The sequence below is a fragment of the Bradyrhizobium australiense genome (genome assembly GCF_013114825.1).
In the GTDB taxonomy this organism is placed as follows: Bacteria; Pseudomonadota; Alphaproteobacteria; order Rhizobiales; family Xanthobacteraceae; genus Bradyrhizobium; species Bradyrhizobium australiense.
This window is the reverse complement of sequence record NZ_JAAVLX010000003.1, coordinates 286678-307010: the sequence shown is the minus strand read 5'-3', so window position 1 is coordinate 307010 and position 20333 is coordinate 286678. Positions and strand designations below refer to the sequence as shown.

Annotated in this window: 16 protein-coding genes; 9 read left to right on the top strand and 7 right to left on the bottom strand. The window is 63.9% G+C overall.

From position 1 onward, the window contains the following. The first annotated feature begins 113 nt into the window (after positions 1 to 113). Positions 114 to 2549 (top strand): DNA topoisomerase (ATP-hydrolyzing) subunit B, encoded by a 2436-nt coding sequence (gene gyrB, locus HCN58_RS08565; protein ID WP_171578925.1) that lies wholly within the window; start codon positions 114 to 116, stop codon positions 2547 to 2549. Positions 2550 to 2740: 191 nt separating this feature from the next. Here gyrB and HCN58_RS08560 read toward each other — a convergent pair whose 3' ends face one another. After that, complete coding sequence (locus HCN58_RS08560) at positions 2741 to 3688, bottom strand: AEC family transporter (RefSeq protein WP_171578924.1); 948 nt, start codon at positions 3686 to 3688, stop codon at positions 2741 to 2743. Between the two features lie 287 nt (positions 3689 to 3975). Between HCN58_RS08560 and murA the strand changes: the two genes are divergently transcribed. The 3 genes from murA to HCN58_RS08545 are packed head-to-tail and all read left to right on the top strand — an operon-like array spanning position 3976 to position 7205. Then, entirely contained in the window at positions 3976 to 5274 is a 1299-nt protein-coding gene (murA, locus tag HCN58_RS08555; RefSeq protein WP_171579520.1) for a UDP-N-acetylglucosamine 1-carboxyvinyltransferase, read from the top strand. A 54-nt stretch (positions 5275 to 5328) separates the two neighbouring features. Then, on the top strand, positions 5329 to 6735 hold the full coding sequence (locus tag HCN58_RS08550; protein ID WP_171578923.1) for an MATE family efflux transporter: 1407 nt from the start codon (positions 5329 to 5331) through the stop codon (positions 6733 to 6735). Continuing rightward, on the top strand, positions 6732 to 7205 hold the full coding sequence (locus HCN58_RS08545) for a DUF2867 domain-containing protein (protein ID WP_171578922.1): 474 nt from the start codon (positions 6732 to 6734) through the stop codon (positions 7203 to 7205). Before HCN58_RS08550 ends, HCN58_RS08545 begins: the two co-directional genes overlap by 4 nt. Before the next feature lie 49 nt (positions 7206 to 7254). Here HCN58_RS08545 and HCN58_RS08540 read toward each other — a convergent pair whose 3' ends face one another. Continuing rightward, positions 7255 to 8370, bottom strand: a complete 1116-nt coding sequence (locus HCN58_RS08540; RefSeq protein WP_171579519.1) for an FUSC family protein — start codon at positions 8368 to 8370, stop codon at positions 7255 to 7257. A gap of 132 nt (positions 8371 to 8502) precedes the next feature. On the opposite strand from HCN58_RS08540, the gene HCN58_RS08535 reads away from it, so the two are divergent. Beyond that, entirely contained in the window at positions 8503 to 9873 is a 1371-nt protein-coding gene (locus HCN58_RS08535) for an MmgE/PrpD family protein (RefSeq protein WP_171578921.1), read from the top strand. A 170-nt stretch (positions 9874 to 10043) separates the two neighbouring features. Here HCN58_RS08535 and HCN58_RS08530 read toward each other — a convergent pair whose 3' ends face one another. From HCN58_RS08530 to HCN58_RS08520, 3 genes are all read right to left on the bottom strand, one after another. Continuing rightward, on the bottom strand, positions 10044 to 11474 hold the full coding sequence (locus tag HCN58_RS08530; RefSeq protein ID WP_171578920.1) for a serine hydrolase domain-containing protein: 1431 nt from the start codon (positions 11472 to 11474) through the stop codon (positions 10044 to 10046). Between the two features lie 148 nt (positions 11475 to 11622). After that, positions 11623 to 12687, bottom strand: coding sequence for a helix-turn-helix domain-containing protein (locus tag HCN58_RS08525; protein ID WP_171578919.1), 1065 nt, complete (start codon positions 12685 to 12687; stop codon positions 11623 to 11625). Between the two features lie 40 nt (positions 12688 to 12727). Then, positions 12728 to 13330 carry a GNAT family N-acetyltransferase gene (locus tag HCN58_RS08520; protein WP_171578918.1) on the bottom strand — a complete coding sequence of 201 codons (603 nt, stop codon included), beginning with the start codon at positions 13328 to 13330 and terminating at the stop codon, positions 12728 to 12730. 201 nt (positions 13331 to 13531) lie between these two features. On the opposite strand from HCN58_RS08520, the gene HCN58_RS08515 reads away from it, so the two are divergent. The 3 genes from HCN58_RS08515 to HCN58_RS08505 all read left to right on the top strand — a co-directional run bounded on the left by HCN58_RS08515 (position 13532) and on the right by HCN58_RS08505 (position 16571). Beyond that, positions 13532 to 14449 carry a pirin family protein gene (locus HCN58_RS08515; protein WP_171578917.1) on the top strand — a complete coding sequence of 306 codons (918 nt, stop codon included), beginning with the start codon at positions 13532 to 13534 and terminating at the stop codon, positions 14447 to 14449. Positions 14450 to 14518: 69 nt separating this feature from the next. Continuing rightward, on the top strand, positions 14519 to 15433 hold the full coding sequence (locus HCN58_RS08510) for a phosphoribosylaminoimidazolesuccinocarboxamide synthase (protein WP_171578916.1): 915 nt from the start codon (positions 14519 to 14521) through the stop codon (positions 15431 to 15433). Positions 15434 to 15767: 334 nt separating this feature from the next. Next, positions 15768 to 16571 (top strand): crotonase/enoyl-CoA hydratase family protein, encoded by an 804-nt coding sequence (locus tag HCN58_RS08505; protein WP_171578915.1) that lies wholly within the window; start codon positions 15768 to 15770, stop codon positions 16569 to 16571. A gap of 134 nt (positions 16572 to 16705) precedes the next feature. Here the strand turns inward: HCN58_RS08505 and HCN58_RS08500 are convergent, their stop codons facing one another. Then, positions 16706 to 18199 carry an NAD-dependent succinate-semialdehyde dehydrogenase gene (locus tag HCN58_RS08500; protein ID WP_171578914.1) on the bottom strand — a complete coding sequence of 498 codons (1494 nt, stop codon included), beginning with the start codon at positions 18197 to 18199 and terminating at the stop codon, positions 16706 to 16708. A gap of 272 nt (positions 18200 to 18471) precedes the next feature. After that, a complete protein-coding gene (locus HCN58_RS08495) occupies positions 18472 to 18792 on the bottom strand; it encodes a hypothetical protein (RefSeq protein WP_171578913.1) in 321 nt (106 codons plus the stop codon). A gap of 338 nt (positions 18793 to 19130) precedes the next feature. Between HCN58_RS08495 and HCN58_RS08490 the strand changes: the two genes are divergently transcribed. Further along, positions 19131 to 20318 (top strand): serine hydrolase domain-containing protein, encoded by a 1188-nt coding sequence (locus tag HCN58_RS08490; RefSeq protein ID WP_171578912.1) that lies wholly within the window; start codon positions 19131 to 19133, stop codon positions 20316 to 20318. The last annotated feature ends 15 nt before the right edge of the window (positions 20319 to 20333 follow it).

Genomic DNA, 20333 nt, shown 5'->3' with positions numbered 1-20333 from the left:
ATGACTTGTCGGCGGAGAGATTGCGCTAGGCGCGATGCCTCTTTCATGGCACAAATAGATCAATCAGCGCCTCATATTGCGCAGCTGATCCGGGACATCCTCGAAGGCCTCACATGACAGAACCTGCCCGGCAGACCCCTGCCGAAACTGAGCATCCCATTCCGGTCGAATATGGCGCGGAATCGATCCGGGTGCTGAAGGGCCTCGATGCCGTGCGCAAGCGGCCGGGCATGTATATCGGCGATACCGACGATGGTTCCGGCCTGCACCACATGGTCTACGAGGTCGTCGACAATGCGATCGACGAGGCGCTCGCGGGCCATGCCACGCGCGTCGACGTGATCCTCAATGCGGACAATTCGGTTACCGTGCGCGACGACGGCCGCGGGATTCCCGTCGGCATCCACAAGGGCGAAGGCATTTCCGCCGCGGAGGTCATCATGACCCAGCTGCATGCCGGCGGTAAGTTCGACCAGAACTCCTACAAGGTTTCCGGCGGCCTGCACGGCGTCGGCGTCTCCGTCGTCAACGCGCTGTCGAGCTCGCTGAAGCTTAGGGTCTGGCGCGACGACAAGGAGCATTTCGTCGAGTTCGCCCATGGCGATTCGTTGGCGCCTTTAAAGGTGGTCGGCGAGGCCAATGGCAAGCGCGGCACCGAGGTCACCTTTCTCGCCTCGAGCGAGACATTCAAGAACATCGAGTATGATTTCGCGACGCTGGAACACAGGCTGCGCGAGCTCGCCTTCCTCAATTCCGGTGTTCACATCATCCTCTCCGACATGCGTCACGCGGTCGAGAAGCGCGAGGAGATGTATTACAGCGGCGGCGTCGAGGAGTTCGTCAAATATCTCGACCGTAACAAAAAGGCGATCGTGCCTGTCCCGATCATGGTGCGGTCGGAAGCCAACGGCATCGGCGTCGAGGCGGCGCTGTGGTGGAACGACAGCTACCATGAGAACGTGCTGTGCTTCACCAACAACATCCCGCAGCGTGACGGCGGCACCCATCTCGCCGGCTTCCGCGGCGCGCTGACGCGCCAAGTCAATGGGTATGCCGAGGCCAACGCGAAGAAGGAGAAGATCGCGCTGACTGGCGACGATTGCCGCGAGGGTCTCACCGCCGTACTGTCGGTGAAGGTGCCGGACCCGAAGTTTTCGTCGCAGACCAAGGACAAGCTGGTGTCCTCGGAAGTGCGCCCGGTGGTCGAGAACATCATCAACGAGGCGCTGGCGGCGTGGTTCGAGGAGCACCCGGCCGAGGCCAAGGTCATCGTCGGCAAGGTGATCCAGGCGGCCGCCGCGCGCGAAGCCGCTCGCAAGGCGCGCGAGCTGACGCGCAAGAGCCCGCTCAGCGTCTCCTCGCTGCCCGGCAAGCTCGCCGACTGCCAGGAGAAGGATCCAGCCAAATCCGAACTGTTCATCGTCGAGGGCGACTCGGCCGGCGGCAGCGCCAAGCAGGGCCGCAACCGCGAATTCCAGGCGGTGCTGCCGCTGCGCGGCAAGATCCTCAATGTCGAGCGCGTGCGAACCGACAAGATGCTGTCGAGCGAGCAGATCGGCACGCTGATCACCGCGCTCGGCACCGGCATTAGCGACGATTTCTCCGCCGACAAGCTGCGCTATCACAAGATCATCGTGATGACGGACGCCGATGTCGATGGCGCCCATATCCGCACATTGCTGTTGACCTTTTTCTACCGGCAGATGCGCGAATTGATCGACCGCGGCCACCTTTATATCGCGCAGCCGCCGCTCTACAAGGTAACGCGCGGCAAATCCGAGCAATACCTGAAGGACGAGCGCGCGCTAGAGGATTATTTGATCGCGACCGGCCTCGACGACTGCGTGTTCAAGCCCGGGTCGGGCGGGGAACGCGGCGGCCGCGATCTGCTGTCGCTGGTGGAGGACGCGCGCGTCATCCGTGGCATCCTGAACAATCTGCACAGCCGCTATAACCGCAAGGTGGTCGAACAGGCGGCGATCGCGGGCGTGTTGAGCCCGAAGATCACCAGCGACATCGCCACCGCCAATGCCGCCGCCGATTACATTGCCAAGCGCCTCGACGCGCTGGCCGATGAGGTCGAGCGCGGCTGGACCGGCCGTTTTACCGAAGGGGACGGCTTCTTCTTCGAGCGCACCATCCGCGGCGTCAAGGATGTCGCCATCATCGACGACGCCCTGCTCGGCTCAGCGGACGCGCGCAAGCTCGACGACTATGCCGTAAGACTTCAGGAAGCCTATCCGAAGCCCGGCGTGCTGCGCCGCAAGGATGCCGAGACCACCATTCATGGACCGGTCAGCCTGTTCGAGGCGGTGACCGATGCCGGCCGCAAGGGCGTGGCGCTGCAGCGTTACAAAGGTCTCGGCGAGATGAACCCGGAACAGCTCTGGACAACCACGCTCGATACCAACGAGCGTTCGCTGCTGCAGGTGAAGATCAAGGAGGTCGACGAGGCCGACGACATCTTCACCAAGCTGATGGGTGACGTGGTCGAGCCGCGCCGCGAATTCATCCAGGATAATTCGCTCAGCGCCAACGTTGACGTGTGAGGCAGCGAGCGCCTGTCCTACGAAGGGGTTACCCGCCACTTCCAGCAGCGGGGCTGCCAGCTCACTTGGATGCGCAATGTATGGCGAGTGCGAGCTCGCGATTCTGCGCGATTACCACCACGCCGTCTCGTTCGCGGCCGCTGCATACTGATCGCGATGGACGTCACGTATGCCCGGCGCTTCTCCCCGCGTTAGCTCGCCTGCGTCGTAATTCGTGAAAGGGCGTAGAGCCATCCCAGCAACGTCACGACCGACAGCATCGTCGTGACCGAGACCGTGGCCGCTACCAGCGGCTCCTCCACATGGTGTTCCCGTGCCAGAATATACACCGTCTTCGCGGTCGGTACCGCGGCGCAGACGACGGCGACGATCGTGTAGAGAGGCCGGAGGCCCAAAGCCACACACAGACCGTAGACGATCAACGGCATGAACACGAGCTTCACGGCCGCGAGCACGACGGACGATGCAAGGTTCGACCGCATTTCTTCGACCGATAAGCCAAGCCCGATGGCAAAGAGCGCGCACGGCGTGAGCGCGCCCGCGAAGATATTCATGTACGCCGCGATCGGCGTCGGAATCGGCAGGCCTGCGATCGCCCACGCCAGACCGATGATCGTCGATAGCACCATCGGATTGAGCACGATCTGCCTCACCAGAACAACCGGACGTGCTGATAGTCCGTGCGTGTCGCTTCCTTCGCTTTCCAGGAGGACGACTGTCAGGGGAAACATCACCGCCGCCACGAATACGGTTGCGACAGCGGCTGGCAAGACGGCAGGCTGGCCGCAGACAGAGTGAAGGATCGGCAGCGCCACGAAGCCGGTATTGGTCATGGCCGACGTCATTCCGTACATCGTGCTGCTGGCGACGTCACGTCCCAATCCGGCGCGAATCGCCAGGAACACCAGCATGAAGCAAAAGATTGAGCCGCCTCCGAATGCGAGCAGAAAACGCCATTCCAGAAGACTGTGCGCCGGTTCCTGCGCGATAGTAACGAACAGCAGCGCCGGCATCGCGACATTGTAGGCGAAGTGCACGAGCCCGTCAGCCAGTGATCGCGATATGTAGCCGAGCCATCCGGCCAGCCAGCCGGTGACGATGATCGCAAACATGGGCAGGACCAGGTCGGCCACTTCCATCTCGTTTCTCCTCAGCGGCGCCGCGTCCGATCAAGCGCGTCATAGCGAAGTATACCGCACCGGCTGTCATCGCCGGTGCGTAGATATTCTGTGGAGGTCCTGGCCGTCGCGGAGGGGATGCGGATTGCGGTCGACATTCGACTGCGACAGGGCTGGGTGCAGGACCTAGCCCGAATGAATTGCGTTACTTGAGTCGGTTTTATCTGTTATAGCGCCCGGATCCGCCATTGATCTTGCTGCCGAATTTTGAGGAATGGAGCTTGGGAATGATGTTGGGGACAGTGCCCGTGCCGCCCATTCAGTACATCGTTGAAGGCGGCCACCGCCTTTCGGGAACGATCGAGCCGTCCGGCAACAAGAATTCGGCGCTTCCGATCATCGCTGCCGCCCTGCTCACCGAGCATCCGGTCACGTTGGACAACGTGCCGCGCATCCGCGACACCGAAACGCTGGTCGAATTGATCCGCTCGGTCGGCGCTTCCGCCGAATGGCAGGCACGCAACCGGCTTGCGATCCATGCCAAGGACGTCCGCGCCGCCGATCTCGATCCCGAACTCTGCGCGCGGATCCGCGCCTCGATCCTGCTGGCGGGGCCGTTATTGGCGCGCTGCGGCGAGGTGGCGCTGCCGCCACCCGGCGGCGACGTTATCGGCCGCCGCCGTCTCGACACGCATTTCCTTGCCTTCGAGCAGCTCGGCGCCGCCGTCACCGCCACCCATCGGCTGGAATTCCGCGCCAGTCGGCTGGAGGGCGCCGATGTGTTCCTCGACGAGCCCAGCGTCACCGCCACCGAAAACGCGCTGGTCGCGGCGGTTGCCGCCCACGGCACCACCTATTTGCGCAATGCTGCATCCGAGCCGCATGTGCAGGACCTCGCGCATTTCCTGGTCGCGCTCGGCGCCAAAATCGAGGGCATCGGCACCAACACCATTATCGTTCACGGCCCGGCGACGCTTGGCGGCACCAGCTATTCGATCCAGCCCGACCATATCGAGGTCGGCTCGCTGATCGGACTTGCCGCCGTGACGCGCTCGCCGCTGCGCATCGCAAAGGCCGGTGTCGAGCATCTGCGTTCGATCCGGATGGGGTTTGAGCGGCTCGGCATCGTCTGCGGCATCGAGGGCGACGATCTCGTGGTGCCCTCAGGGCAGACCATGAAAATCCATGACGATTTCGGCGGGCATGTGCCAAAACTCGAGGACCAGCCGTGGCCGGCCTTCCCGGCCGACCTGATGTCGATTGCGATCGTCACCGCCACGCAATGCGACGGCGTGATCCTGATGTTCGAAAAAATGTTCGAGTCGCGGATGTTCTTCGTCGACAAGCTGATCTCGATGGGCGCCCGGATCGTACTGTGCGATCCACATCGCGCGATCGTGGCCGGCCCGAGCCGGCTGCGCGGCGCCCCGATGACCTCCCCCGACATCCGCGCCGGCATGGCCATGCTGCTGGCGGCGGTCGCAGCCGAGGGCACGTCAACGATCAACAATGCCGACCAGATCGAGCGCGGCTACGAGCGCATCGAGGAGCGGCTCAACGCGCTCGGCGCGAGAATTACCCGAGTGCCGGCACGCGACGGCCATTAGGCGGCGGACGCCCGGCGTCACTTTTTTGACCTTCGCCGGTATTAATCTGTTGCAATGACCTCGCTCGAAAAAATTCAACGCGCAACCGTTGCGCCGCCCGCCTCTGCGGCCGTGCCTGGCCGTCATCTCGCGATTGAGCTTGCCGAGACGCTGAAACTCGCGGTGCCGATCGCGCTGACCCAACTCGGGCAGATCGCGATGATGACGACCGACATTGCCCTGATCGGCCGGCTCGGCAGCGAGGCCATGGCTGCGGCCGCGCTGGCGCATACCGTCTTCTTTGTCAGCTTCACCTTCGGCATGGGACTGGTGTCTGCCGTAGCACCCTTGGCGGCGCAGGCATTTGGCGCACGCAATCCACATTTGATCCGGCGGTCGCTGCGTGTTGGCATGTGGACTGCACTCCTGATGTCGTTGCCGATGATGGCGCTGTCGTTCTACGGCGAACCGATCCTGTTGATGCTGGGCCAGGCGCCGACGGCTGCCCATCTCGCCCAGCAGTATCTGTTGGGTCTGACCTGGAGCATTCTGCCTGCGCTGTGGTTTATGGCCATCCGCGGCTTCATGAGCGCGGTCAACCACCCCGAGCCGATCCTGTGGATCACGCTGGCCGCGATCCCGGCCAATGCGGGGCTGGTCTATTTGCTGCTGTATGGCGCGTTCGGCCTGCCGGGACTCGGCCTGTTCGGCGTGGGCCTCGCGACCTCCATCGTCAATGTCGGCTCATTCCTGGCTGGCCTGTGGTTTGCCGCACGCCGCCGCCCGTTCCGAAAATTTCACATACTCGGCCATTTCTGGCGTGTCGACTGGAAGCTGATGCGCCAACTCGTCGTCATCGGTGCGCCGATCTCGCTCTCCTTCCTGCTCGAATACGGCCTGTTCGGCGCGGCCGGCCTTTTGATGGGCCTGATCAGCACCACCGCGCTGGCAGCGCATCAGATCGCGCTGCAGGTCGCGGCCATCCTGTTCATGGTGCCGTTCGGCATCGGCATGGCCGCCACCGTGCGGGTCGGCCATGGCATCGGCCGCGGCGACGCCGGAGCGGTGCGGCGTGCCGGCTACGTCGCGACCTCGCTTGGCATCGTGCTCGCCGCGATGCTGACGCTCGCCGTAATCGTCAGCCGGTTCGGCATTGCGGAGATTTTTCTTGGCGAGAGCACTGACGCGACGGCCGAACTCTCCGCGACGCTGCTGCTGGTCGGATCGACCTTCTTCATCGCCGACGCCATCCAGACGATTGCCGCCGGCTCGCTGCGCGGCATGAACGACACGCGCGTGCCCCTGTTGTTCGCAATCCTCAGCTACTGGCTGATCGGTTTCGCCTGTGCCTGCTGGCTCGGCTTCTGGACACTATCAGGCGCGGTCGGCGTGTGGATCGGGCTATCGGTGGGAACCGCGGCTTACGCCGTGCTTCTGCTGCTGCGCTTCCGCTTGTTGGCGAGCAAGCTCACGCTCAAATGAACGTCCGCGAAATCACGCCTTTCGTTGACGCCGCCACGCTGCTGGCCGGCGCGCAATTTGCCGACGCCTTCCAAATTGAAATCAAGGACCACGAACTCGATGCGCGCCGTGCCGCCGAGCGGATGATGGCGCGTCAGCCGCGATGGGCCGAGGCGCTGTTGTCGCTGCGCAATCTCCTGGTCGCTCCGCTTGGACTGAAAACATCGGGTGCCAATCCGAACGCTCCGCGCGACATGATCGGGATCTTTCCCGTCGTGAGCGAAACGTCCAATCGTCTCATTGCCGGCTTCAACGACCGCCATCTCGACTTTCGCGTTGTGGTCGACGTTACGGCGCCGGGCAGCGTCAGGCAGGTTACTGTCACGACGCTGGTCAAGACGCACAACTGGCTCGGTCGCACTTATCTGGCGATCATCATGCCGTTTCACCGGCTGATCGTGCCGGCCCTGCTGCGGCAAGTTGCGGCCTGAACGTCATTACGGGGAGCGGCAGCGGCGAAGCGGCAGGGTTTGTTGGCCGCTAGGGCTTCGCGCCCGACGGCTTCGCTGCCGACTTCTCGCCCCAGTCGGCGCGGCAGCGATCGAGATCGTTCAGATTCTGCCGCATCTGCTCCAGCGAAAATCCCAGCGCGAAAAATCGCTCGGCGACGTCAACGGGCACGCCGCGGATCAGGCCCTCGCTCCGCAACGCGCCGACCTCGGCAGCATAGGCCTGCAGCGACACATCGACGGGCCGAATGTCAACTGTGCCACTGCCGCTCCGTAAGCAGGCGGCCGCTGCGCGCATATAGTCGACGATCGCCTTGCTGACATCGGATAGCGGTCGCGCCAGCCTTGCCTGCACGTTGGCAGGCAGTGGCACCACGCTGGCGCGGCCGATCATCACGACGTCATGGCGCAGGCGCTGGATGGTGCGCAGCAAGGGGCCGGTGTCCGGTCCCGACGACAGGTGCGCCGCGCGCTCGCGCTCGGCTTCCAGACCGGTGGCATGGAGGTTGGCCAGCGCCGTGCCGATACCATCCTGGATACGGTGCAGGGCGTCATTGTCGAGCCCGCGCGTCAGCCCCGCGAGCAGTTCGGCGAATGCGGCCGCCAACAGTTCCAGAATCTGCGCCGCGTTGATGCGGATCTGACTGACCGCCCGCGATGGCAGCACCAGGAATGAGACAACAAGCCCGGTGATCGCGCCGACGGTCACTTCGAACAGCCTGTCAATCGTGGAATCGAGCGGATTGGCGTGGTTCATGGCCGGCACCAGCAACACGATCACAGCCGTCACCGTGGCGGCGCTCAGGCTGGGATTGATGGCGCCGATGAAAGCCATCGGCGCCACCGCGAGTACCAGTAGCGCCAGCAACCCACCCTCGCCGGAGTGCGGGATCAGTGCCGCGATTGCGCCGCCATAGACCGCGCCGCCGACGGTACCGAGCATGTAATCGCGGGTCGCCTTCAGCGACCGGCCGACGCTCATCTGGGTGACGATCAGCGCGGTCAGCACCGCCCATAGCGGCAGCATCAGATGCAGCGCTTTGGCGATCGCATAGGCCGCGACCGCGGCGACGGCGAGTCTGACCGCGAGCGCCAATTGCGTCTTCCGCGCCCGGAGCGCTCCAAGCATGCGTTTTGCGAAGGCCATCATGCATTGCATTCCGGAATCTACCACCGCGTCTGTGCTAGACGACGCCAGGCACGGCTGGTGCCGCGACGGGAGGCGGCTTGAAAGGTCAATTCAGCCCGCCTACCCTGCCCGGCAAAACGAGGAAACACGATGGCCCACGAAACCGCAACGCTCGCAGCCTATGTCGCCGACCTGAAATTTGCCGACATCCCGCCGGAGGTGCTGGAGCGCGCCAAGGTGCTGACGCTGGATTTTCTCGGCAGCGCGATCCGGGCGCGGCGCGATGCCGAATCCACGCCCTCGCTGCTGAAGATGCTGGAAGCGCTGGCGCTCGACGGCAAGGGCGAAGCCACCGTGTTCGGGGACGCGAAGACCTGGACGCCCGCGGTTGCTGCGCTGCTCAACGGCGCGCTCGGCCATTCCCTTGATTTCGACGACACGCATGCGGACTCCTCGCTGCATCCGAGCGCGCCCGTGGTGCCGGCGGCGTTCGCGGTCGGCGAAATGGTCGATGCATCCGGGCGCGACGTACTGACCGCGATCGTGGCCGGCTATGAAGTCTGCTGCCGCCTCGGCAACGCGCTCGATCCGACCTCGCATTATGCGCGCGGCTTTCATCCGACCGCAACGGCGGGAACTTATGGTGCGGCAGCCGCGGCAGGGAGGTTGTTCGGCCTCTCGAAGGACCAGATCATTTCCGCCTTCGGCGTTTCCGGCAGCCAAGCCGCGGGCTCGCTGCAGTTCCTCGTTAACGGCGCCTGGAACAAGCGCTACCAGGTCGGCGCCGCCGCGATGAACGGCGTGATTGCCGCCACCCTGGCACGCAACAATTTTGTCGGCTCGACCGAGTCGGTTGAGGGCAAGCATGGCCTCCTCATCGGCTACAGCGACGACGCCCATCCCGACAAGGCCACGGCCGGCCTGGGCAAAACCTATGAGACGCTGCGAATTGGCGTGAAGCCCTATCCGAGTTGCCGCTATACCCATGCCGCGCTCGATGCGCTGATCGCGATGCGCCGCGAGCACAATCTGACGCCGGACCAGATCAAGCGGGTCGAGATCGGCCTGCACCGCAACGGCATTACGCTGACCGGCGACGCCGCCACCAAGCGGCATCCGACCTCGATCGTCGGCGGACAGTTCTCGATGTTCTTCACCGGCGCGCTGGCACTCGACCAGGGCCGTTTCGGCTGGGACGACTATGAGCGGCTCGGCGACGCCGCGGTCAATGCGCTCGCGGACAAGTTCGACGTGGTGCAGGACGATCGCCTCGAGATCGGCCGTACCCATCCCTTCGGCGCACGCGTCTCGATCACCACCGACGACGGCGTGCATGAGCGGCTTCATGCCGATCCTTCCGGCGAGCCGGATACGTTTCCGGACGCGCAGGCGATGCAGCAAAAATTCCTCACGCTCGCCCGCCCCGTGCTGAACGGCCGCGCCGATCAGCTCGCTGACGCGATCTTGTCGCTGGAGCGATTCGATCGCGTCGAGAAGGCCACGCAATTGGGGCGGCAGTAGCTGCCGCATGCATCGACCAACCTCGCCCCGCTTGCGGCGAGAGTTCGGCGCGTAGCGCCGGGTGAGGGGTACAGGTCTCTCGACGCTCTCTGCTCGCGGCGAGAGCCCCTCACCCCACCCTCTCCCCGCGAAGATCGGGGAGAGGGAGAAGCGGCACCGCCTCACATTGATCAGTCGCCGCCCGCCAGCTTTCCCTTGCTGCCGGTCGCCGCGACGACATCGCGCACGAGTTCGAATACGCCGTCGGCTTCCGGCGGCCCGTTCGGTGAGCGCCCGAGCCGGACGATGACCAGCCGTTCGGAGGGCACGATGATCACATATTGCCCGAGCGTGCCCTTGGCGAAGATGGCGTCGCGCGGCCAGCCGCGCTCGGTGCGATAGGTTGCGCCAAAGCTATCGCCCTGATTGGTCCAGAAGCCGGCGCCCTGGCCGACCCAGGCGTTCGGCGTCGGCGTCGCCGCATATTTCACCCAGCCTTCGGGCAGGATACGTTTTCCACCGGCCAAGCCATCATTCAGATAGAGCTGGCCGAAGCGCGCCCAGTCACGCGCGCTGGCGAGCAACTGGCTCGATCCTTCCGCATTGCCCAAGGCGTCGAATTCGAGCGTTACGTTGCGCATGCCAAGTGGCTCGAACAATTCCTGCCGCGCAAAGCTCATCATGCTGGCCGCGCTGCCGCCGGTGACCTGACGGATCAGAAGCGCGAGGATGATGGTATTGCCATCGTGGTAGTTCCACGCCGCTCCCGGCATCGACTCCAGCGGCATGCTCGCAGCATAGGCGGCCATGTCAGGCTCCATGAATTTCATGCGATTGACCGGCTCGAGCGCGGATGCCAGCGACGCCTGTAGCGAACTGCCGAGCTTTAGCCCCGCGGTGTGCCGCAGCAGATGATCGGGCGTGATGGCACGCCTTGGGTCATCAGGCTTTTGCCACGCGGCGATCGGCACGGGCTCATGAAGCTTCAGCACTCGCTTGCGCACGAGGATGCCGGCCAACGCCGAGACGACCGATTTGGTGGCGGAGAAGCCGAGCACCGGCGTCTCGATGCCGATGCCCTCGGCATAGCGTTCGGCCACGATGCGCCCCTCCTTCAGGACCACGACAGCGCGGGTGTTGCGCGGCGTCGACTTGTCCGGCTCGGCGAAGGCGCGGTCGAGTGCCAGAGCCAGTTGCGGCGTTTGCGGCAGCACGATCGACGGCCCGCCAATCTCCGGCAACAGCGCCGGCTTCGCCTCCGACGGCGGCAACACAATGTCAACGACGGCACCGCCGTGATCGAGATAGCAGCCGAGCCCTTCGCCGCGGTAGACGGCGCGACTCCGGTCCAGCCCGAACAGCGTCACCGTGACGTCCTTGCGCGCATGATCTAGCCGATAATCGAGCGCCCAGGCGATCAGGCCGGCGCCCGGCATCGCGGACGTGGTCTCGGCGAATACCCGCGCCGGATCGAGGCCGGAAACGAAGGTCTCGGTGCAGAGCACATTGGCGACGAAGCCGGTCGCGACCTTCGGCACGTCGCGGGCGCGGGCGGCAGAGAGCGCGAGCGCGCTGAGGGCGGTTGTGGCGGCGAGGATGAGGATGAGATTTCGACTGGTCACGAGACCTCCGGCATGACGCATCAGCGCGTGCCGGGGATCTTGACGAAGCGGCTCGCCGCCGCTCGCCGGATTTGGAATGCGCGCAGGCCGAATGCTCCATGCGCCTCGCCGATTCCAAAATTACCCAGCAATACCAGTACGATGCGGTCTAGGCCGCAGTCGCCTTGAGCCGGCGATATTCGGTCGGCGTGACGCCTGTGATGGTCTTGAAGGCGCGGTTGAACGGACCGAGCGACTGGAAGCCCGCGTCCATCGCGATGGTAATGACGGGGACCTCGGCCTGGCTTGGATCGGCCAGCGCCGCCTTCGCCTCCGCGATCCGGTGCTCGTTGAGGAAGACATTGAAGTTGCGGTAACCGAGCCGCTGGTTGATCAGCCGCCGCAGCCGGTATTCGGGAATGCCGAGTTTGGTTGCCAGCGTGCCGATGGTGATGTTGTCGTGGCGATAGATGCGCTCGTCAGCCATCAGCCGCATCAGTGCGTCGATGAGTTTTTGATCGGCGGCGCTGGCTTCGACGGCGGCTGCCGCCTCGATTGAATCCGGCTGGACGACAGGTGCGGCCGGGAACAGATCGGCGCCATCGACCCGCATCATCGCAATCGCGATGACCGCGACCACGGCGGCGAACGTCGCCGAATTCAGCGTGTTGGCAATCTCCGCGGCGCCGCTGCCGGACAGCGCTATCTGCAGCACCGCATTCAGGCCGCCATACAGCGCCGCCGCGCTGACGATGAAGACGCGGACGCGGCGCCGGCCCTCGACCAGATCGGCCGACCAGGACGCGATGGTCTGCACGACGGCCAGCACGATGAAGCCGAGCGCGAGCAGGTTGATCGCGATGATGGAGAACTGCACGCCGGATGCGGGCACCAGCCACATGCAGTTGACGAAACTGAAAGCCGCGACCGCCGCCCAGACCAGCGCGTGCCACCAGCGCAATTTGAACGTCTCCTCAAACAGCGCGCGCGTAAACAGCCAGAAGACTACGGCATTGCCGGTCGACAACGCGATCACAGGCGCAAGCGCCGGATGTACCTTCGATGTCACGCCGATCGAAGAGATCACGGCATGCGCCGCCGATCCCAACGCAAGGGCCGCAGCGAGCCGTCCGGCCAGCACCGTTCCAAAACCGCGAAACAGCAATGCCGCCAAAACCAGGAGCAGCGCCACGGTGGCGCCGCGCAACGCGATGTCGAAGGTGGTTAGCAGCATCGGGTGGTCCGTTCGCGCAGGTCATCCCCGCACGATCAATCTAATGGGAATCGTTCCATGGTTCAATTTCCGCCGATGAGCCCTTCCAGCGATCGCGCGACGTCACCCATCGCTCATTGATCTTGCCGAATAGATCAATTTCGCCATCCCTCCTCGCTCCCAATCGCCGCGCGACGGCTTGCGACGGCGCGTTGACGGATTCGATGCAATGAATGATCTCGCCGATCTCGAAGGTGGCGAACACCCAGTCGATCGATACCCGCGCCGCTTCCACCGCGTAGCCCTTGCCGCGGTATTCGCGGTCGATGCCCCAGCCGACCTCAAAACCCGGATACCCCGGTGGGCACCACGGCCCGACGCGGCCGATGTAACGGCGGCTCGATTTTTCCTCGACGGCGAACATGCCAAAGCCATACAGCGCCCAGTGTCCCGATATTACGGCGGCGTTGCGCCAGCCGCCGATCTCGGTCGTGATCGCCTTGCCATCGGGCGTGATGAAGCGCGCGGTATCGGGATCGGACAGCATCGCCGTATTCGCGGCAATGTCATCGCTGCGCCATGGCCGCAGGATCAGGCGCGCGGTCTCGATGACGGGACCGTAGACCTTCAAGAGCTTGGCGCCCGGCTTGAGCGGAGGGATCATTGGTTCATCATCCTCTACGTCGTCCCTTCGAACGCCGGGACCCATAGCCACCGTTGTCAATTGTTGGAGAGAGTAGCTGCCATTGGTGCCAAACAATAGGACAAGGAGTAAGGGTCCCCGCGTTCCTGGGACGACGTGTTGTGCATTTGTACGCGATCCCGAAATACCTGCTATAATCGCTGCAAACATCAAGGAGCCCCCATGAGCTGGCAACCCTCCAACGATCCCGTGCTCGGCGATCCCAAAAGCTGCGACGCGCTCGATCTCATCATCGTGCCGCGCACCCGCGATCTCGGCGACGGCTTTGTGGTGCGGCGCGCGCTGCCGCATGGCAAGCGGCAGATGGTCGGTCCCTTCATCTTCTTCGATCATTTCGGCCCCGTTCAGTTCATGGCCGGTAAGGGCATGGACGTGCGGCCGCATCCGCATATCGGGCTTGCCACCGTCACCTATCTGTTCGACGGCTCGATCATGCACCGCGACAGCGAGGGCAACATCCAGGAGATCCAGCCCGGTGCCATGAACCTGATGACAGCAGGGCGCGGCATCGCGCATTCCGAGCGCACGCCGGACGTGCAGCGCCGCGACGGCCAGAAGATGCTCGGCCTGCAAAGCTGGATCGCGCTTCCGGCGGGCTCTGAAGAGGTCGCGCCGTCGTTCCAGCATTACGCCGCTGACGCGCTGCCGACCGTGAAGGAGAGCGGATTCACCGCGCGCATCATCGCAGGCCACGGCTTTGGCGTGCAATCGCCGGTCAGCATGGTGTCGCCGTGGTTCTACACCGAAGTGACGGCGCAGGCCGGGACCAGCGTGCCGCTCGACCCTGACCATGAGGAGCGTGCGATCTACCTCGTCGACGGCGAGGTCGAGATCGCGAACGAGCGCTACGAGGGGCCGCGGCTCCTGATCTTCCGCCCCGGCGACCGCATCACGGTGAAGGCGGTCACGCCGGTGCGGATGATGTTTCTCGGCGGCGATGCGCTGGAAGGCCCGCGGCACATCTGGTGGAATTTCGTCTCCTCCAGCAAGGAGCGGATCGAGCAGGCCAAACAGGATTGGAAAACCGGCCGGTTTGCAGCCGTTCCGCAAGAACATGAGTTCATTCCGCTGCCGGAGTGAGCTATTGCTCCGCTTTCACATTTGCGGCCTTGCGCTTGCACGAGGCCGCCTGTTCGAAAGCCTGACCAGATGAACGCGATGCTCGCCAGCGATTTGCCCCTACCCCGGATCGGCCGCGGCAAGGTGCGCGATATCTATGCCGTCGGCAGCGACTGCGTGCTGCTGCTGACCACCGACCGCATCAGCGCGTTCGACGTCGTGATGGCGGAAACCATTCCGATGAAGGGCGCAGTACTGACCCAGATCAGCGCGTGGTGGTTCCGCCAGCTCGAAGGCGTGGTGCCGCATCACATGATCAGCGCCGATGCCGACGAGATCATCCGCAAGGTGCCTGGCCTGAAGGACCACCGCGCCGACATTCTCGGGCGCGCGATGCTGTGCCGGCGCACCACCGTATTTCCGGTCGAATGCGTGATCCGCGGCTATATCTCCGGCTCCGCCTGGAAGGAGTATGCCGCGTCGGGCACGCTTGCGGGCGAGGAGCTCGCTGAAGGCCTGCTCGAAAGCGGAAAGCTCGAGCCGCCGATCTTCAGTCCGGCGACCAAGGCCGAGACCGGCCATGACGAGAACATCACGGTCGCGCGCATGCGCGAGATCGTCGGCAACGATGTCGCCGAAAAACTCGAGAGCATGGCCCGCACGGTCTATAATTTCGGCGAGCGGATCGCCCGCCACCAGGGCATCATCATCGCCGACACCAAGTTCGAATTCGGCCGCGCAGCGGACGATCGCATCATCCTGATCGACGAGGTGATGACGCCGGACAGTTCGCGGTTCTGGGCGGCCGATGTCTACAGGCCCGGCCGGCCGCAACCCTCGTTCGACAAACAACCGCTGCGCGATTATCTCGACGCCGAACGCCACGCCGGCCGCTGGAACGGCGACGCCCCACCCCCGCCATTGCCAGCCAGCGTGGTCGAGGCGACCAGCAGAAGGTATCTCGAAGCGTACCGTCGGGTGACGGGGGATGAGTTAACGGTTTAGACCGTCAACGACGACCTTGCCCATTCTCATGCTGTCATCGCACGGCTTGCCCGGGGCGATCCAGTACGCCGCGGCTTCTCGATTCATTCACTACTGCCTCTGGGATACTGGGCCGCCCGGTCAAGCCGGCCGATGACAATCGTGGAGGATAGTGACCTTACCGTCATTGCAAGCGGAGCGAAGCAATCCATCGCACCGCATGAAGAAAGAATCCATTCCTCTGCTGCGGCGCTATGGATTGCTTCGCTTCGTTCGCAATGACGCGGTCAGATCTCTTGCTTCAACTTCGTCCTCGATGCGAAGCTGGCTTTCAGAAGAACACAGGGAGCGCCCCATGACCGAAGCCAATTCCGTGCTCGTCGAACGCGATGGGCCCGTGACCATCGTTTCCATCAACCGTCCGCATTGCCGCAACGCGGTCGACGGAACGACCGCACGAAAACTGTACGACGCCTTCCTAGCTTTCGACGTCGACGAGAGCGCGTCCGTTGCCGTGTTCACCGGCACCGGCGGCTATTTCTGCGCCGGCGCCGATCTGAAGGCGGTGGCGGCGGGCGATCCGAACAAGAAGCGGGAGCTCGGCGGCCACAATTCGATCGCGCCGATGGGACCGAGCCGGCTGCGGCTGTCGAAACCTGTGATTGCCGCCGTCGAAGGCTTTGCGGTGGCCGGCGGGATGGAGCTCGCGCTGTGGGCCGACATGCGCGTGGTCGCAGAAGACGCCATCTTCGGCATCTTCTGCCGCCGTTTCGGCGTGCCGCTGATCGATCTCGGCACCATCCGCCTGCCGCGGCTGATCGGTCATTCGCAGGCGATCGATCTGATCCTCACCGGACGGCCGGTCGGCGCGCAGGAGGCGCTGCGCATGGGGCTCGCCAATCGTGTCGTCGGCCGCGGCGAGGCGACCACACATGCGATTACGCTGGCGCGGGAGATCGCGCGCTTTCCGCAAAAATGCCTGCGCGCCGATCGGCTATCGGCGCTGCGGCAATGGGATCTCGAGGAAGAGGACGCCATCGCCGACGAAATGCGCGGCGGGCTGGAAGTGATCGCATCAGGTGAAACGCTGTTGGGCGCAACGCGGTTTGCTTCCGGCATAGGACGTCATGGCGCATTTGCGAGTGACGCGAGCGACTAACTGGCGTCCCTGCGAACGCAGGGACCCATAACTACCGATGTCCGTTTTGCAGTCGCTGCGGCTCCAGCTTCTTTCAAAACTGAAGCCGGTGGCTATGGGTCCCCGCGTTCGCGGGGACGACGATGGATAGGGGGCTACACCCCGGCCATCATCACGTATTTGATCTCGACATATTCTTCCATGCCGTGATGCGAGCCTTCGCGCCCCAAGCCTGACTCCTTAACGCCGCCGAAGGGCGCGACTTCCGTGGTGATGAGCCCGGTGTTGACGCCGACCATGCCTGACTCCAGCGCTTCGGCGACGCGCCAGACGCGGCCGAGGTCGCGGGAATAGAAATAGGACGCGAGACCGAACGGCGAAGCATTGCACATCGCGATCACGTCGGCCTCGTCTTTGAAGCGGAAGACCGGCGCCAGGGGCCCGAAGGTTTCTTCATGCGCTACCAGCGCATCCGGCTTCACATTCGAAAGCACCGTCGGCTCGAAGAAGCTGCCGCCGAGCGAATGACGTTTTCCCCCGGTGACGATCTTGGCGCCGCCCTTCACCGCATTCTCGATGTGCTTCTCGACCTTGAGCACCGCGTCCATGTTGATCAGCGGCCCCTGCACCACGCCTGCTTCCGTGCCGTCGCCAATCTTCATCGCCGCAACTTTCTTCGAAAGTTTTTCGACGAACTGATCGTAGATCTTGTCCTGGGCGTAGATGCGGTTGGCGCAGACGCAGGTCTGGCCCATGTTGCGGTACTTTGAGACGATGGCGCCCTCGACCGCGGCATCGATATCGGCGTCGTCGAACACCACGAATGGCGCGTTGCCGCCGAGTTCGAGCCCGAGTTTCTTCACGCCGACCGCGGCCTGCTGATAAAGGATTTTTCCGACTTCGGTCGAGCCAGTGAAGCCGATAAAGCGCACCGCGGGATGCTCGCACAACACCTTGCCGATCGCGGACGAATTGCCGGTGAGAATGTTGAACACGCCCTTGGGAATGCCCGCCTTTTCGGCGAGCACGACCAAAGCCAGCGCGGTCAGCGGGGTTTCATTGGCGGGCTTGAGGACGACGGTGCAGCCGGCGGCCAGCGCCGGCGAGACTTTCCGCGTGATCATCGAGCAGGGGAAATTCCACGGCGTGATGGCGCCGCAGACGCCGATCGGCTGCTTGATGGCGAGTAGCCGCGCGTCCGGCCGCTGGGTCGGAATGGTCTCGCCATAGACGCGGCGGGCTTCCTCTGCAAAGAACTCCACATAGGCGCCGCCGATATCGACTTCGCCGAGCGCTTCCGCCAGCGGCTTGCCTTGCTCGGAAGTGAGGATCAGCGCGAGATCCTCGCGGTTGGCGATGATTAGGTCGAACCACTTTCGCAAAATGTTGGAGCGCTGCTTGGCCGTGAGCTTGGCCCAGGCCGGGAAGGCGCGTTCGGCGGCTTCGACAGCTTGTGTCGCTTCCGCGGTACTGAACGCAGGGACCTTTGTGAGCTCCACGCCATTGACCGGATTGGTGACAGGGCGCGATGGCGTGCCGACCCAGGCGCCGTCGATGTAACAGCGGTCGCGCAGCAGCGAGGGATCTTTCAGGCGGTCGTGGAGCGAGGGTTGGGAGGATTGGGCGCGAGCGGCGACGGGCGGGTTCATGGCGTACTCCTCGGATTTTCTTGAAGGATTGGTGCGAGTATAGGCCTGTATCGTCAGCAATGCACCGCCGGCTGAGGCAACCCTGCTTCAAGGAATGTTGAGGGCGAGGGAAGGGCTCCGTCATTCCGGGGCGATGCGGAGCATCGAACTAAGGGGCGCCCTTGCGCCCCTGGGAATCTCGAGATTCCCCGGTGCACAATTGCGCACCTGAGGTCTGGTGCTAGCGCACCATCCCGGAATGACGATCGCTTGCCCCGGAATGACGAAATCAGTTACGCCGCGCCGCTCATATAGGTTTCGCGGCGGCCGATCATCCGTTGCGCCGCCGCCTTGGCATCGGCCTTCGAGGAGGTCGCGCAGGTCCGGTATTCCAGATCGGGCAATTTGGCCGTGTCACGGCGGCCGAACCAGGATTTGGACCCGACCGCAAGCTGCGCCAGCGCCTGGGCGACGTTGTCGACTGCCTCGAAGGAGTGCAGCGCGCCGGTGCCGGCATAGCGGACCTCAAAGAGCCCGGGCGTAATCGGCGCCTCGATGTTCTCGCCCCGTCCGGGACGGGGATACCGCTTCCACTCGCTCCAGGTCGAAATCATCGCGCCGCCTCGCAACTTCGCAAATTACAACGATTTTCATCAAATCAATGCTGCAACCAGCATCGTTTGTGCTGGAATCTGAACGCTTTACTGCAGAAAATCGGCGCCGGGAATCGCCGTGGAATCACGTTATCGTGGCCGCCCAGGCCGGTCATCGGCCGAGCTCGTCATCCACCGCGAATTGTGGCGAGGTGTTGCAGTTTTGTGCCGCCGGCCCCGCTCGCCCGCTGCCTACGCTCCCTGCCCATCACGAGATCAACACCCGCCGCGCGCTTGCGGGATCACGCAGCCGGGAGGAAGATCGTTCCACTCCATAAAAATCAAACGGGGAGGTTTCCATGCAAGGCAAGGCCGAGATCGACCAGATTCTGCGTGAGAAATGCGAGGCGAAGGAGATTCCCGGCGTGGTCGCCATGGCCGCGACCGGCAATGAGGTGATCTACCAGGGCGCATTCGGAAAACGCGACCTGTCGAAGGACGATGCCATGACCGCCGACAGCGTGTTCTGGATCGCCTCGATGACCAAGGCGATTACGACGGCCGCCGGCATGCAGCTCGTGGAGCAAGGCAAGCTCTCGCTCGACGAGCCGATCGGAAAAGTGCTGCCCGATCTCGCTTCGCCACAGGTGCTGGAAGGCTTCGACGCCAATGGCGAGCCAAAACTGCGTCCCGCATCGAGACCGATCACGCTGCGCCATCTGATGACCCACACCGCCGGCTTCGCCTACCACATGTGGAATGGCGACTGCGCCCAATATCTGGACAAGACCGGAACCCCGGTGATCACCACCTGCCAGAACGCCGCGCTGAAGACGCCGATCATGACCGATCCCGGCACGCGCTGGGAATACGGCACCAATATCGACTTCGTCGGCAAGGCGGTGGAAGCTGTGACCGGCACGCGGCTCGATGCGTATTTGCGCGAGAACATGTTCACGCCGCTCGGCATGAACGACACCGCTTTCAAGATCACCGATTCTATGCGCCAGCGGCTGGTCGGCATGCACGCGCGCGGTCCGGATGGCTCGGTGGCTCCGATCCCGTTCGAGCTCGAACAGGAGCCGGAATTTCACATGGGCGGGGGCGGCCTCTACGGCACGGCGGCCGACTACATCAAATTCACCCAGATGATCCTCAACAAGGGCCGCGGCAACGGCAACCAGGTGCTGAAGCCCGAGACCATCGCGCTGATGGGCCAAAACCACATCGGCGACCTCACGATGGGCAAAATGGTGACGGTGGCGCCGATCTACACCAACGACGTCGATCTCTATCCCGACATCATCAAGAAGTGGGGGCTCTCGTTCCTCATTAACACCGCCCAGACGGCCGAGAGGCGCAGCGCCGGCAGCTTGGCTTGGGCCGGTCTCGCCAACACCTATTTCTGGATCGACCCAGCGCGCGACGTCACCGGCGTAATCCTGATGCAGCTGTTGCCGTTCGCCGACGCCAAGTGCCTGGAAGCTTTTGCGGGGTTTGAGCGCGGGGTTTATGCTGGGCTGGATGCCGGGCAGAAGGCGGCGTGAGATAACCACTGCGCT

What these genes read in the sequence shown, in the direction of transcription:
- HCN58_RS08525 (WP_171578919.1), bottom strand. Translation starts at nt 12,687, where the DNA reads ATGCTGCTAACCACCTTCGACATCGCGTTGCGCGGCGCCACCGTGGCG.
- gyrB (WP_171578925.1), top strand. Translation starts at nt 114, where the DNA reads ATGACAGAACCTGCCCGGCAGACCCCTGCCGAAACTGAGCATCCCATT.
- HCN58_RS08510 (WP_171578916.1), top strand. Translation starts at nt 14,519, where the DNA reads ATGAACGCGATGCTCGCCAGCGATTTGCCCCTACCCCGGATCGGCCGC.
- HCN58_RS08560 (WP_171578924.1), bottom strand. Translation starts at nt 3,688, where the DNA reads ATGGAAGTGGCCGACCTGGTCCTGCCCATGTTTGCGATCATCGTCACC.
- HCN58_RS08505 (WP_171578915.1), top strand. Translation starts at nt 15,768, where the DNA reads ATGACCGAAGCCAATTCCGTGCTCGTCGAACGCGATGGGCCCGTGACC.
- HCN58_RS08490 (WP_171578912.1), top strand. Translation starts at nt 19,131, where the DNA reads ATGCAAGGCAAGGCCGAGATCGACCAGATTCTGCGTGAGAAATGCGAG.
- HCN58_RS08545 (WP_171578922.1), top strand. Translation starts at nt 6,732, where the DNA reads ATGAACGTCCGCGAAATCACGCCTTTCGTTGACGCCGCCACGCTGCTG.
- HCN58_RS08520 (WP_171578918.1), bottom strand. Translation starts at nt 13,330, where the DNA reads ATGATCCCTCCGCTCAAGCCGGGCGCCAAGCTCTTGAAGGTCTACGGT.
- HCN58_RS08535 (WP_171578921.1), top strand. Translation starts at nt 8,503, where the DNA reads ATGGCCCACGAAACCGCAACGCTCGCAGCCTATGTCGCCGACCTGAAA.
- HCN58_RS08550 (WP_171578923.1), top strand. Translation starts at nt 5,329, where the DNA reads ATGACCTCGCTCGAAAAAATTCAACGCGCAACCGTTGCGCCGCCCGCC.
- HCN58_RS08515 (WP_171578917.1), top strand. Translation starts at nt 13,532, where the DNA reads ATGAGCTGGCAACCCTCCAACGATCCCGTGCTCGGCGATCCCAAAAGC.
- HCN58_RS08495 (WP_171578913.1), bottom strand. Translation starts at nt 18,792, where the DNA reads ATGATTTCGACCTGGAGCGAGTGGAAGCGGTATCCCCGTCCCGGACGG.
- HCN58_RS08500 (WP_171578914.1), bottom strand. Translation starts at nt 18,199, where the DNA reads ATGAACCCGCCCGTCGCCGCTCGCGCCCAATCCTCCCAACCCTCGCTC.
- HCN58_RS08540 (WP_171579519.1), bottom strand. Translation starts at nt 8,370, where the DNA reads ATGGCCTTCGCAAAACGCATGCTTGGAGCGCTCCGGGCGCGGAAGACG.